General features: G+C 58.6%; 13 protein-coding genes. 2 read left to right on the top strand and 11 right to left on the bottom strand.

From position 1 onward, the window contains the following. Window positions 1-3 precede the first annotated feature (3 nt). The 11 genes from EXN68_RS03980 to EXN68_RS03930 all read right to left on the bottom strand — a co-directional run bounded on the left by EXN68_RS03980 (window position 4) and on the right by EXN68_RS03930 (window position 10,621). On the bottom strand, window positions 4-252 hold the full coding sequence (locus EXN68_RS03980) for a GlsB/YeaQ/YmgE family stress response membrane protein (RefSeq protein WP_065115534.1): 249 nt from the start codon (window positions 250-252) through the stop codon (window positions 4-6). A gap of 96 nt (window positions 253-348) precedes the next feature. After that, the gene (gene lpdA / locus EXN68_RS03975) at window positions 349-1,794 is read right to left on the bottom strand and encodes a dihydrolipoyl dehydrogenase (RefSeq protein WP_142839702.1); all 1,446 of its coding nucleotides are present in this window, start codon (window positions 1,792-1,794) and stop codon (window positions 349-351) included. A gap of 60 nt (window positions 1,795-1,854) precedes the next feature. After that, window positions 1,855-2,499 (bottom strand): SGNH/GDSL hydrolase family protein, encoded by a 645-nt coding sequence (locus tag EXN68_RS03970; protein WP_142839701.1) that lies wholly within the window; start codon window positions 2,497-2,499, stop codon window positions 1,855-1,857. A 12-nt stretch (window positions 2,500-2,511) separates the two neighbouring features. Beyond that, complete coding sequence (locus tag EXN68_RS03965) at window positions 2,512-3,882, bottom strand: pyruvate dehydrogenase complex dihydrolipoamide acetyltransferase (protein WP_142839700.1); 1,371 nt, start codon at window positions 3,880-3,882, stop codon at window positions 2,512-2,514. Window positions 3,883-3,884: 2 nt separating this feature from the next. Continuing rightward, the gene (locus tag EXN68_RS03960) at window positions 3,885-4,172 is read right to left on the bottom strand and encodes a hypothetical protein (RefSeq protein WP_161991186.1); all 288 of its coding nucleotides are present in this window, start codon (window positions 4,170-4,172) and stop codon (window positions 3,885-3,887) included. 12 nt (window positions 4,173-4,184) lie between these two features. Then, on the bottom strand, window positions 4,185-5,606 hold the full coding sequence (locus tag EXN68_RS03955) for a pyruvate dehydrogenase complex E1 component subunit beta (RefSeq protein WP_142839699.1): 1,422 nt from the start codon (window positions 5,604-5,606) through the stop codon (window positions 4,185-4,187). A gap of 17 nt (window positions 5,607-5,623) precedes the next feature. Further along, on the bottom strand, window positions 5,624-6,667 hold the full coding sequence (gene pdhA / locus EXN68_RS03950) for a pyruvate dehydrogenase (acetyl-transferring) E1 component subunit alpha (RefSeq protein WP_046800221.1): 1,044 nt from the start codon (window positions 6,665-6,667) through the stop codon (window positions 5,624-5,626). Window positions 6,668-6,820: 153 nt separating this feature from the next. Next, entirely contained in the window at window positions 6,821-7,138 is a 318-nt protein-coding gene (locus tag EXN68_RS03945; protein ID WP_003512872.1) for an FtsB family cell division protein, read from the bottom strand. 344 nt (window positions 7,139-7,482) lie between these two features. Then, the gene (gene eno / locus EXN68_RS03940) at window positions 7,483-8,757 is read right to left on the bottom strand and encodes a phosphopyruvate hydratase (RefSeq protein WP_003512870.1); all 1,275 of its coding nucleotides are present in this window, start codon (window positions 8,755-8,757) and stop codon (window positions 7,483-7,485) included. A gap of 137 nt (window positions 8,758-8,894) precedes the next feature. Beyond that, window positions 8,895-9,740, bottom strand: a complete 846-nt coding sequence (kdsA, locus tag EXN68_RS03935; protein WP_142839698.1) for a 3-deoxy-8-phosphooctulonate synthase — start codon at window positions 9,738-9,740, stop codon at window positions 8,895-8,897. Further along, on the bottom strand, window positions 9,740-10,621 hold the full coding sequence (locus EXN68_RS03930) for a VOC family protein (RefSeq protein WP_142839697.1): 882 nt from the start codon (window positions 10,619-10,621) through the stop codon (window positions 9,740-9,742). The genes kdsA and EXN68_RS03930 overlap by 1 nt, the downstream gene beginning before the upstream one ends. A gap of 212 nt (window positions 10,622-10,833) precedes the next feature. On the opposite strand from EXN68_RS03930, the gene lexA reads away from it, so the two are divergent. Together lexA and EXN68_RS03920 are read left to right on the top strand one after the other, a co-directional pair. Next, a complete protein-coding gene (lexA, locus tag EXN68_RS03925) occupies window positions 10,834-11,556 on the top strand; it encodes a transcriptional repressor LexA (RefSeq protein ID WP_142839696.1) in 723 nt (240 codons plus the stop codon). Window positions 11,557-11,969: 413 nt separating this feature from the next. After that, on the top strand, window positions 11,970-12,647 hold the full coding sequence (locus tag EXN68_RS03920; protein WP_142839695.1) for a glutathione S-transferase family protein: 678 nt from the start codon (window positions 11,970-11,972) through the stop codon (window positions 12,645-12,647). Window positions 12,648-12,650: the final 3 nt, after the last annotated feature.

The raw sequence follows: 12,650 nt of genomic DNA, 5'->3' as shown, positions 1-12,650 counted from the left end.
TTTTCAGCGCCGTACCAGCTTTGCCAGGAACAACAAAAGGCTGGCACCGAGGAAAGACGTGACGAAATAACCGAGCCTGCTGTCCTGCACGAAGACATCAAGAGTGCGAAGGACGGCGACGGCGACAACCGAGCCGACAATGCCGAGAATGATGTTCATGAAGATGCCGAAGCGCATGTCCATGAGCTTGCCCGCAAGCCAGCCGGCGAGACCGCCGATGATGATTGCTGCAATCCAGCCTACACTTTCCATTCCCACGCTCCCTGAAGAACAGTTCCCTTGAGGAACCGGCGTTGAGACATATGGGACACCCGGCAAGGTTAGACAATGCCGGGCATCACGCGGCACTTATGCGTTCAGCACACGCCCATAGGCGTCGAGCACGCTTTCCTTCATCGATTCCGAAATGGTCGGATGCGGGAAGATCGTGTGCATCAAATCTTCCTCGGTCGTCTCGAGATTCATGGCGACGACGAAGCCCTGAATGAGTTCAGTGACTTCCGCACCCACCATATGCGCGCCAAGCAGCTCACCGGTCTTCTTGTCGAAGATGGTCTTGACCATGCCCTGGTCCTCGCCAAGCGCAACGGCCTTGCCGTTTGCCGCAAAGGAGAAGCGGCCGACGCGGATGTCACGGCCCTGTTCCTTGGCCTTGGCTTCGGTGAGGCCGACAGAGGCGACCTGTGGGTTGCAATAGGTGCAGCCGGGGATCTTGAGCTTGTCCATCGGGTGGACATTCGGCAGACCGGCAATCTTTTCGACGCAGATGACGGCCTCATGTTCGGCCTTGTGGGCGAGCAGCGGCGGGCCGGCGACATCGCCGATGGCGTAGATGCCAGGCACGTTGGTCTTGCCGTAACCGTCGATGACGATGAAGCCGCGATCGGTCTTCACGCCAACGGCCTCAAGGCCGATGCCTTCGACATTCGCCACGACGCCAACGGCGGAAATCATCCGGTCGGCGGTGATCTTCTCGGAAGAACCGTCCTTCTTCTCCAGCGTCGCAGTGACGGAGTTTGCAGCCTTCTCGACCTTGGAAACCTTGGTTTCCAGATGAATCTTGATACCCTGCTTTTCCAGCTGCTTCTTGGCGAAGGCGGAGATTTCCGCATCTTCGACCGGCATGACCTGGCTCATGATTTCGACGACGGTGACGTCAACGCCCATGGTGCGGTAGAAGCTGGCGAATTCGATGCCGATGGCGCCCGAACCCATGACGAGCAGCGACTTCGGCAGCTCTTCCGGCTTCATCGCCTCGAAATAAGTCCAGATCAGCTTGCCATCCGGCTCGATGCCGGGCAGCGCGCGCGGGCGGGCGCCTGTGGCGACGATGATGTGCTTGGCAGTGTAAGTGCCCTCGCCCTGCGTGTTCTTCGGAACCGGACCCTGCGGCTGAACCACCGGCTTGGTGGACTTGCCAACGACGATTTCACCCGGCTTGGTGATCTTGGCTTCACCCCAGATGATATCGACCTTGTTCTTCTTGAACAGGAAACCGACGCCATTGTTCATGCGAGCGGCGATGCCGCGCGAGCGGGCGACGATTGCCTTCACGTCCGGCTTGATCGAACCTTCCAGCGTCAGGCCATAATCCTTGGCGTGGGTGGCGGTGTGCATGACATCGGCGGTACGCAGCAGAGCCTTGGTGGGAATGCAGCCCCAGTTGGAGCAGATGCCGGCAAGGTGCTCGCGCTCGACAACGGCGACCTTCATGCCGAGCTGGGCGGCGCGGATCGCGGCAATATAACCGCCCGGTCCCGAACCGATGATGATGACGTCATAAGATTGAGCCATTGGAAATCCTGCCTTGTCTTAATTCGGATGACGGCACGCCGTTCCGAAACGGAATTATTGTCAAAGTCCGAGCATCATACGGACGACGGGCTCCAGCCCACGGCCGATGGCCCGCGTGTTTTCAGCATCGAGATGAACGCCATCCACCGGCGTCGTGCGGGCAACCGACCCGGCATCGAAAAAGCCGCAATCGAGTTCGTCGGCAAGGTCCCTGTAGACGGAAGCCAGCATCGCCGATTCATCGATAGCATCGCGAAAGATCGCGCCCATGAACGGATTGGCCGTTTCGCATAATTGCGGCGGCGCGACGATCAGAACGTGAGGCGCTTCCCAGTCCGGCACCTGCCAGACGTGGTTGCGCGTGAGTTTCACCAGCCGCTCCACACCCTTCATGGCGACAATGGCCGAACCATGGATCGCCGGCTTCAGGTCGTTGGTGCCGAGCATGATGATGACGAGATCAAGCGGCGCATGGCTGTGCAGCAGCGTCGGCAGTAATCTCGCGCCATTGCGGTCGCAATCGGCGGTGTGGTCGTCATAGGCGGTGGTACGGCCACCCAGACCTTCATGGATCACATGCACCTCAGGCCCGAGCGCCTTTTGCAGGACGCTCGGCCAAAGATCGTCATGGCTGTGCCGGCCACCCGTTTCCGCATTTGATCCCCAGGTCAGGGAATCGCCAAAGCAGAGGACCGACTTCACCATGTTACTCTCCGATCAAACCAGCATGCCCATCGGGTTTTCGATGTAGCGCTTGAAGGCGCCGATCAGCTCGGCTCCGAGCGCGCCATCGACGCAGCGGTGGTCGGTGGAAAGCGTGACCGTCATGACGTTGGCGATCTTGATCTCGCCGTTCTTCACGACTGCCCGCTGTTCGCCCGCGCCGACCGCCAGAATGGTGGCATGCGGCGGGTTGATAACGGCAGAGAAGCTCTTGACGCCCATCATGCCCATATTGGACACGGCGGTCGTGCCGCCCTGATACTCCTCGGGCTTCAGCTTGCGCTCTTTCGCGCGCTTGCCGTAGTCCTTCATCTCGTTGGAGATGGTGGAGAGCGACTTTTCTTCCGCCTTGCGGATGATCGGCGTGATCAGGCCACCCGGAATGGAAACGGCAACGCCGACATCCGAATGCTTGTGCTTGACCATGGCGCTTTCCGTCCAGGAGACGTTGGCGTCAGGTACATCACGCAGCGAAAGAGCCAGCGCCTTGATGACCATGTCGTTGACCGACAGCTTGTAGGCGGGCTTGCCGTCCTTTTCGGGGGCAGCCGCGTTAAGCTGGGCGCGGAGCGCCAGAAGCGTATCCAGTTCGCAATCCACGGAGACGTAGAAGTGCGGAACCGTCTGCTTGGATTCGACCAGACGCTTGGCGATGACCTTGCGCATGCCGTCATGCGGCACAAGCTCGTAGGAGCCCTGTTCGAACAGCTTGAGAACCGCTTCGTCCGACTGACCCTTGGCAAGGGCCGGAGCCCGTGTGCCTGCGGATGCCGCGGCGGCCGGAGCAGCCTTTGCACCGCCGGAAGCGGCAGCCTTTTCCACGTCGGTCTTGATGATGCGGCCATGCGGGCCGGAACCGGAGACGGCCGAGAGGTCGAGACCGGCTTCCTTGGCGAGACGGCGAGCAAGCGGCGAAGCAAAGATACGCTCACCGGACTTTGCAACCGGCGCCGGCGTGGAGGACGCGGGCGCCTGATCGGCGGCCGGCTTTTCAGCCTTGGCAGGTACTGCTTCTTCCTTCGGCGCTTCGGCCTTAACGGCTTCCTGCTTCGGTGCTTCGGCCTTTGCTTCCGCCTTGGCAGGAGCGGCATCGCCGCCCTTTGCCGCCTCGGCCACGTCCTCGCCTTCGGCGGCGAGGATGGCGATCAGGGCGTTGACCTTGACGGCTTCGGTGCCGGCCGGAACAACCAGCTTGGCAACCGTGCCTTCGTCCACGGCTTCCACTTCCATGGTCGCCTTGTCGGTCTCGATCTCGGCGATCACGTCACCGGGTGCGACCTTGTCGCCTTCCTTGACCAGCCACTTGGCCAGATTGCCCTCTTCCATGGTGGGAGAAAGGGCAGGCATGGTGATGTTGATAGGCATGACTAGGCCTCCCCCCAAACGAGATTAAAATCTTCCAGGTCTTCAGGATGTTCCATGAGCCAATCCACCTGTGACGGTGTAATCTCGATGTATCCGGCAACGTCGACGAGCCATTCGCCGACTGCACCGATAACGCCGATATCCTCACGCGGAACACCGGCGACAACATCGCCATCACCGTCGTTGACGACGGCCCAGAAGATTACCCGCTCGAACAAAGGCGCGTCTTTGGTACCTAAAACACGGTACCAATTTTCGGTTGCCGGGAGGATTTGTTTTATGACACTCAAAATCATCTCCCCTTATTTGTAGCAGACGGTTTTGACGGCCTGAACAACTTCATCGACGTTGGGCAGAGCCAGCTTTTCGAGGTTTGCCGCGTAAGGCATCGGAACGTCCTTGCCGGCAATCGTCAGGATTGGCGCATCGAGATAATCGAAAGCGGCGCGCATGACCTGGTTGGCAATGAAGTCACCGACCGATGACTGCGGGAAGCCTTCTTCCACCGTGACCAGACGGCCGGTCTTCTTGACCGATTCGATGACCGTGGGCAGATCCATCGGACGGATGGTGCGCAGGTCGATCAGTTCGACATCGATGCCGAGCTTTTCGAGTTCCGCAACCGCCTTGATCGCATAGGTCATGCCGATGCCGAAGGAAACGATGGTCGCATCCTTGCCCTTGCGGTGAATGCGCGCCTTGCCGATCGGCAGCACGAAATCATCGAGCTTCGGCACTTCGAAGCTCTGACCGTAGAGAATTTCATTTTCCAGGAAAATGACCGGGTTCGGATCGCGGATAGCTGCTTTCAGCAGGCCCTTGGCGTCGGCTGCCGTGTAGGGCATGACGACCTTGAGGCCCGGAATATGGCTGTACCATGCGGCGTAACATTGCGAATGCTGCGCGCCAACGCGGGCAGCAGCACCGGACGGACCACGGAACACCATCGGCGCGCCCATCTGGCCACCCGACATATAAAGCGTCTTGGCCGCCGAGTTGACGATCTGGTCGATCGCCTGCATGGCGAAGTTGAAGGTCATGAATTCGACGATGGGTCGCAGGCCCGTCATCGCAGCGCCGACGCCGATACCGGCAAAACCATGCTCGGTGATCGGGGTGTCGATGACGCGGCGCTCACCGAATTCCTGCAGCAGGCCCTGGGTGATCTTGTAGGCGCCCTGATATTCGGCGACTTCTTCACCCATGACGAAAACCTTTTCGTCGGCGCGCATCTCTTCGGCCATGGCGTCGCGCAGTGCTTCACGCACCGTCGTCATCACCATTTCCGTACCTTCCGGGATATCCGGATCGGCTGCGACATCGATCTTCGGGGCTGCCGGAACCTTGGCGGCTTCCTTGGCAGCGCTCGGCTCTTCAGCAGCTTCCCGGGTCTTGCCGCCGGCGGCATCAGAACCGGAATTTGCGGCTTCAGCCTTCGGCTCTTCCTTCTTGGCGGAAGAAGAGATGTCGTCGGCGCTTTCGCCTTCCTGAAGGAGTACGGCAATCGCCGTGTTGACCTTGACGCCTTCGGTGCCGGCATCAATCAGCAACTTGCCGATGATACCTTCATCCACGGCTTCCACTTCCATGGTCGCCTTGTCGGTCTCGATTTCGGCAATCACGTCGCCTGATGTGACCTTGTCGCCTTCCTTTTTAAGCCATTTGGAAAGCGTGCCTTCCTCCATGGTCGGGGAAAGGGCGGGCATAAGAATTTCTACTGGCATGGGGTTCCCTTTCCCGATCAGAGCAGAATGTCGGTGTAAAGCTCGGACGCATCCGGCTCTGGGTCGTTCTGGGCAAAGTCGGCGCTGTCGGCGACGATATCACGGACATCCTTGTCGATGGCCTTGAGTTCGTCTTCGCTTGCCCAGCCCTGCTCCAGAAGCCGTGCCTTGACCTGCTCGATCGGGTCGTGTTCGGAGCGCATCTTCTGCACTTCGTCCTTGGAACGGTATTTCGCCGGGTCGGACATGGAGTGACCACGGTAACGGTAGGTCAGCATTTCAAGAATGATCGGCCCCTTGCCGGAGCGGCAATATTCCAGTGCCTGGTCGGCGGCGGCCTTGACGGCGCGCACATCCATGCCATCCACCTGGATGCCGGGAATGCCGAAAGACTGGCCGCGCAGCGAATAATTCGACTGTGCGGTGGCGCGGGCGGTCGAGGTGCCCATCGCATAACGGTTGTTTTCAACGATATAGATGATCGGCAGTTTCCAGAGAGCAGCCATGTTGAAGCTCTCATAGACCTGGCCCTGGTTGGCAGCGCCATCACCGAAGTAGGTCACGGAAACATTGTCGTTGCCACGATAACGGTTGGCGAAGGCAAGACCGGTTCCAAGCGAAACCTGTGCGCCGACGATGCCGTGGCCGCCATAGAAATGTTTCTCCTTGGAGAACATGTGCATGGAGCCGCCCTTGCCCTTCGACAGGCCGCCCTTGCGGCCGGTCAGCTCGGCCATGACGCCACGGGCGCTCATGCCGAGAGCCAGCATGTGGCCATGGTCACGATAGGCGGTGATGACCTGATCACCTTCCTTCTGCGACATCTGCATGCCGACCACGACGGCCTCCTGGCCAATGTAGAGGTGACAGAAACCACCGATGAAGCCCATGCCATAGAGCTGGCCGGCCTTTTCCTCGAAACGGCGGATGAGCAGCATTTCACGATAGGCGTGAAGTTCGTCTTCCTTCGAGAAGTCCGGGCTGTTCTTGCCGGTGAATTCGGTTGCAGCCTTTGCCGTGGTCTTGCGGCCGGATACGGTCGCTGGTTTTCGCGGCGCCATTCATCCCTCCCTGAGTTGCCGTTTGAATGGATAGATTGGCGCGTACCATATGCAAGAAAATGCCATGCAGCAATGCTTTAAACGCATGGCACATATTCACGCTAAGATGCTGTGAATAAATCACAAATGTTAAATTAACCAGATTTCGGTTAATCAGAAATATGTGTTCATGATGACAATTTCGTCCGTGCGGGACATATTCAGCTGGTAACGGGAAATTTCATCAATCATGTCCCGCTCCAGCGAGCCGTCGCTCAGCAATTCCACCTGCCGCTCCAGCGCTACACGCGCCTGCGTCAGCTTTGCAAGCTCCGCTGTTCTGGCAATACGCTGCCGCTCCAGCCGCTCCGTTGCCTGAAGGCCGAAGTCGCCATGGATGGAATGATAGCCGAAATAGGAAAGAAAAGCGATCGTGATGGCCGGAACGATCAAACGGCCGAATCGTCTCTTTTTATGATGTCTGGTCCACATGCCGCAGAGAAGCCTTAAAACGCATAACCTTTGAGTCTCGAGACTAAGCCGGATTGTTTAACTATCCGTTGACCTTAAATCGCGATTGGCAATTGGGCATGAAAAAAGCCCGCCGGAGGGCGGGCTAAGAACGGCAGCGACGTCAAAAGAACCCTCGTCATGCCGGATTTGATCCGGCATCCAGCCACAGCGCGTCTGCGCTGTGGGGAGAGTCTTTCGCGATCAAGGACTTGATCGCGCTAGACCCCGGATCAGGTCCGGGTAACGGAATGCGGATGCTACCGCTCGCCTCTGAATGAGCCCGCCAAGGCGGCGGGCCGCATCACAAACCAATACTGCCGGAATTAACCGCGCAGGATCGAACGGCCGGCGTAGGCAGCCTGCGGACCCAGCATTTCTTCGATGCGGATCAGCTGGTTGTACTTTGCGAGCCGGTCGGAACGGGCAAGCGAGCCGGTCTTGATCTGACCGCAGTTCGTCGCAACAGCGAGATCGGCGATGGTGGAATCTTCCGTCTCGCCCGAACGGTGCGACATGACGGCGGTGTAACCAGCCTTGTGTGCGGTCTCAACTGCATCGAGCGTCTCGGAGAGCGAGCCGATCTGGTTGACCTTGACGAGGATGGAGTTTGCGACACCCATCTTGATACCATCGCGAAGGCGGGCGGAGTTGGTGACGAAGAGGTCGTCGCCGACCAGCTGGCACTTGTTGCCGATGAGATCGGTCAGAGCCTTCCAGCCGTCCCAGTCGTCTTCCGCCATGCCGTCTTCGACGGAGATGATCGGATACTTGGCAACGAGTTCAGCCAGATATTCGGCCTGCTCGATCGGCGAACGGGTCTTGCCTTCGCCTTCATAAACGTAGTTGCCGTTCTTGAAGAATTCGGTCGCAGCACAGTCAAGACCGATGAACATGTCGTCGCCCGGACGGTAGCCAGCCTTTTCGATCGACTTCATGATGAAATCGAGTGCTGCCGGCGCGCTTTCGAGACCCGGTGCAAAACCGCCCTCATCGCCGACATTGGTGTTGTGGCCCTGTGCGGACAGTTCTTTTTTGAGCGTATGGAACACTTCCGAGCCCATGCGCACGGCTTCACGGATGTTCTCCGCGCCAACCGGCAGGATCATGAATTCCTGGAAATCGATCGGGTTGTCGGCATGCGCGCCGCCATTGATGATGTTCATCATCGGAACCGGCAGCAGATGCGCGTTCGGGCCACCGACATAACGGTAAAGCGGTAGGCCGGAGGCTTCGGCTGCAGCCTTGGCGACAGCAAGCGACACACCGAGGATGGCGTTGGCGCCGATGCGCGACTTGTTCGGCGTACCGTCAAGCGCGATCATCATCTGGTCGATCTGGATCTGGTTTTCAGCGTCGAAACCGCCGATGGCGTCGAAGATTTCCGTATTGACGGCTTCAACCGCCTTTTCCACGCCCTTGCCGAGATAACGCTTGCCGCCATCGCGCAGCTCAACCGCTTCATGCGCGCCGGTCGAGGCGCCGGAGGGAACGGCCGCACGGCCCATGGAGCCGTCTTCGAGGTAAACATCGACTTCAACAGTCGGGTTGCCGCGGCTGTCGAGAATTTCGCGCGCGATGATATCGGTAATGGCAGTCATGGTCTCTCCCTTGGGAATGGAACAGATATTTTCCGTCGCCTGTCTTAGACGATGACGAAGAAATTACAATGACGGCGGGCGGCAGAAACGGAGCGCCCGCCATTTAAAATCGATTGGCACAAACGAAACGCATTGCCTCAGGCTTTGGTGATCGCGTCGAAGGCCAGAAGCTTTTCCAGCAGTTTCGGCATGTCCTTCAGGTGCACCATGTTGGGGCCGTCAGACGGTGCATTGTCCGGGTCCTCATGGGTCTCGATGAAGAGGCCGGCGACACCGACCGCCACCGCCGCACGCGAAAGCGTCTCGACGAACTCGCGCTGGCCGCCGGTGGAACCGCCCTGCCCGCCCGGCTGCTGCACCGAATGGGTGGCGTCGAAGACAACAGGCGCGCCAAGCGAAGCCATGATCGGCAGCGAGCGCATGTCGGAGACCAGCGTGTTGTAACCGAAGGAGGCGCCACGCTCGCACAGGAGCACATTCGGGTTGCCGCTTTCGTTAAGCTTGGCCAGCACGTTCTTCATGTCCCACGGCGCCAGAAACTGACCCTTCTTGACGTTGATGACGCGGCCGGTCCTGGCAGCGGCGACGAGAAGATCGGTCTGGCGGCTGAGGAAGGCAGGAATCTGCAACACATCCACCACTTCGGACACGATGGCGCATTGTTCCTCGGTATGAATGTCGGTCAGGACAGGAAAACCGTATTCCTTCTTCAAATCGGCGAAAACCTGCATCGCGCTGTCAAGGCCGATGCCGCGCTTGCCGGAAAGCGAGGTGCGGTTCGCCTTGTCGAAGGAAGACTTGTAAACGAGACCGATGCCCAGGCTGTCGCAAAGTTCCTTCAGCACGCCGGCAATCATGAAGGCATGTTCGCGGCTTTCCATCTGGCAGGGGCCGGCAATCAGCGAAAAACGCTCGGTATTGGAAAAGGAAACCTTGCTGGCGCCATCGCCGGCGGTGACTTTGAGATTGTTCGTAACGCTCATCATTTTTCCTCGAAGGCGAAGGCAACGCCCTGACCGGGTGCTGGGAGCACCACCAGCCGGCCGGCCGCTTCTGTGCTGGACACGCCATTAGCAGCAAGTGCCGCTTCTGTCACGGCAAGATCGCGAACGGAAAAGACGATGCCTGCGCCGCGCAATCCACCGCCGCCCTCTTCGGGAGTATTAAAGGCATGTCCGCCAAAGACCGGCTTTTGCGTCAGTCTTACGCGGGCATTGCCGGTTGCAAAAAGCACATCACCATCCGGGGACATCTTGCCATCACAGCCAAAAACAGTTTCGATCAGCCGCACCGCATTCGCGTCACCACCGGAAAACAGGACGATCTCGCTGAGACCGGAAACGCCGTTGGCATGGCGCTCCAGCACTGAGCGGTCGCCCGGCAAGGCCTGCAGCCGCTGGCAACTGAACAGAAAGAAATCCGCCGCGGAACCGCCTGCTGCAAAAGCCAGCCGGAAGGCCGCCTCGCTCTGCGAACCATCCGGCATTTTGATCGGCCGCGAAAATTCAAAGCCATTGCCTGCCGAGAGGCCTGCGGCCACGAATCGGTCGTGATCGCCACGAGCGTCGTGGGTTGCAGCGACCAGAGCGGAAAATCCCTCGCCTGCGACCTGTTTCCGGAAGGCCCGGTCTCGCCCGGTAAACACATCTCCGCGATCAATCGAGGCATTATAGTTAGCCGGGTTATCAATTGCGAGAGGCTCCAGATATGTGCCGTCAGCGAAAAAAACGCAGGCATTCTGCGTGCCGAACGGGTGAAGAGCCGCAGGCGCTACCGTAAATCCCAGGTTTCCAAGGCGATTTGCCGCAACGTCGATGTTCTCGACAGGCAGTACGAGATGGTCGATGCGGTATGGTTTCGTCATTTCCCTGCTTCCTGCTGTCGCATGCGGCATGGCCATGCCGGAACAGTCCGGACGGCAGAAAAGCACAATTTCGTGCTTTCAGGCAAATCATCAAAACAACAGATAGCAGCTTCACGAAATTTTAGGGGATTGCGGAACACATATGGAACATATAGTGTTCGTTCTGTATTTGTTTCGCGACCTCCACTACGATTCTCAAGGGTGTTTTCCTCATGCTCACGCGCAAACAGCAGGAATTGCTTCTCTTCATTCATGAACGAATGAAAGAGTCCGGCGTGCCGCCCTCCTTCGATGAAATGAAGGACGCACTCGATCTTGCTTCCAAATCCGGCATCCACCGGCTGATAACCGCCCTCGAAGAGCGCGGTTTTATTCGCCGGCTACCTAACAGGGCACGGGCGCTGGAAGTCATCAAGCTACCGGAGGCCTATGCGCCGGGTGCGAGGCCGCAGCGCGGCTTTTCGCCAAGCGTCATCGAAGGCAGCCTCGGCAAACCGAAGGCACCGGAACCCGCACCTGCGCCCAAGGCGCCCGCCAACGATCTCGGTGGTGCTGCCACGGTGCCGGTCATGGGCCGCATCGCCGCCGGCGTGCCGATTTCCGCCATCCAAAACAACACCCATGATGTTGCCGTACCGGTGGACATGCTGGGTTCGGGTGAACATTACGCGCTCGAAGTTAAAGGCGATTCGATGATCGAGGCGGGGATTTTCGACGGCGATACCGTCATCATCCGCAACAGCAATACCGCCAATCCAGGCGATATCGTCGTGGCATTGGTGGATGATGAGGAAGCGACGCTGAAGCGGTTCCGCCGCAAGGGTGCTTCCATCGCGCTGGAGGCGGCCAACCCCGCTTATGAAACCCGTATCTTCGGGCCTGACCGGGTAAAAATTCAGGGCAAGCTGGTCGGGCTTATACGCCGTTACCATTGATTTGACTTGGCCGTCATCCTCTCGAGACAGGTGTCGTCATGAGACGGTACCTGTCGAAGATGACGGCAATTCCGTAGTTCGACTGACTACGTGAGTCTCGGGCAATCTTATTCTTCCCGCAGACAGATATATCTCGTCTGGTAAAAGCCAGTTCCAGTTTCATATGGATATCTTTGTCGCGCACTCCTCACCGGCCTGTTATCACCAATTCGTCGTACGCCGTGGACTTCTGATCGCGTGAAGTCGTTGACGCTTGCGGGATGCGGCCGGCCTGACGCTGCCACCGAATGGTGACACTCGATGCAAAGCCCCTGCCATTCATCAACGCGATTTATGAGTGCCATGGATTATTTTCGATATTCCATCATGCCCCGACAGGTATAGAAATGCGCGTCATATCCGGGAGATAAGCCATGTACGATCTTTACATCGCCAACAAGAACTACTCTTCATGGTCACTGCGGCCGTGGGTGTTGATGCGCACTCTGGGTATCGCCTTTGATGAAAAACTTGTTCCGTTTGGCGAAGGTGTCGCCTTTTCCAGCTTCTCGCCGACCGGCAAAGTGCCTTGCCTTGTCGATGATGGCGTGACGATATGGGAAACGCTGTCGATCGCCGAATATCTCGCAGAACGGCACCAGGGCGTCTGGGCAGGCGACAAGCAGGCGCGGGCATGGTCGCGTTCGGCGGCCAGTGAAATGCATGCCGGCTTTTCCTCGCTGCGCAATCTTTATCCGATGTCGGTCGGCATTCGGGTCAAGCCGAAGGGGGGCGATGCCGGGCTTGCGGCAGACATAAAGCGCATCGATGCGTTGTGGAGCGAAGGTCTGACAAAATTCGGCGGCCCCTATCTTGCCGGTCAAAAATTCACGGCGGTCGATGCTTTCTTCTGCCCTGTCGCGTTCCGTTTCCAGACCTATGGCGCTGATCTTTCACCTGCGGCAAAAGCCTATTGCGACCGGCTGCTGGCCCTGCCCGCCATGCGTGAATGGTATGAGGCCGGATTGAAGGAAATCTGGCGCGATGCGGCGCATGAACAGGAAATTGGCGGCATTGGTGAAATGACTGCCGATCTGCGTGTGAAGGTCTGAATA

The sequence above is a fragment of the Martinezella rhizogenes genome (assembly GCF_007002745.1).
GTDB classification, from domain to species: Bacteria; Pseudomonadota; Alphaproteobacteria; order Rhizobiales; family Rhizobiaceae; genus Agrobacterium; species Agrobacterium cucumeris.
The sequence above is the reverse complement of the archived record's forward strand: the minus strand, read 5'-3'. Positions and strand labels throughout refer to the sequence as shown.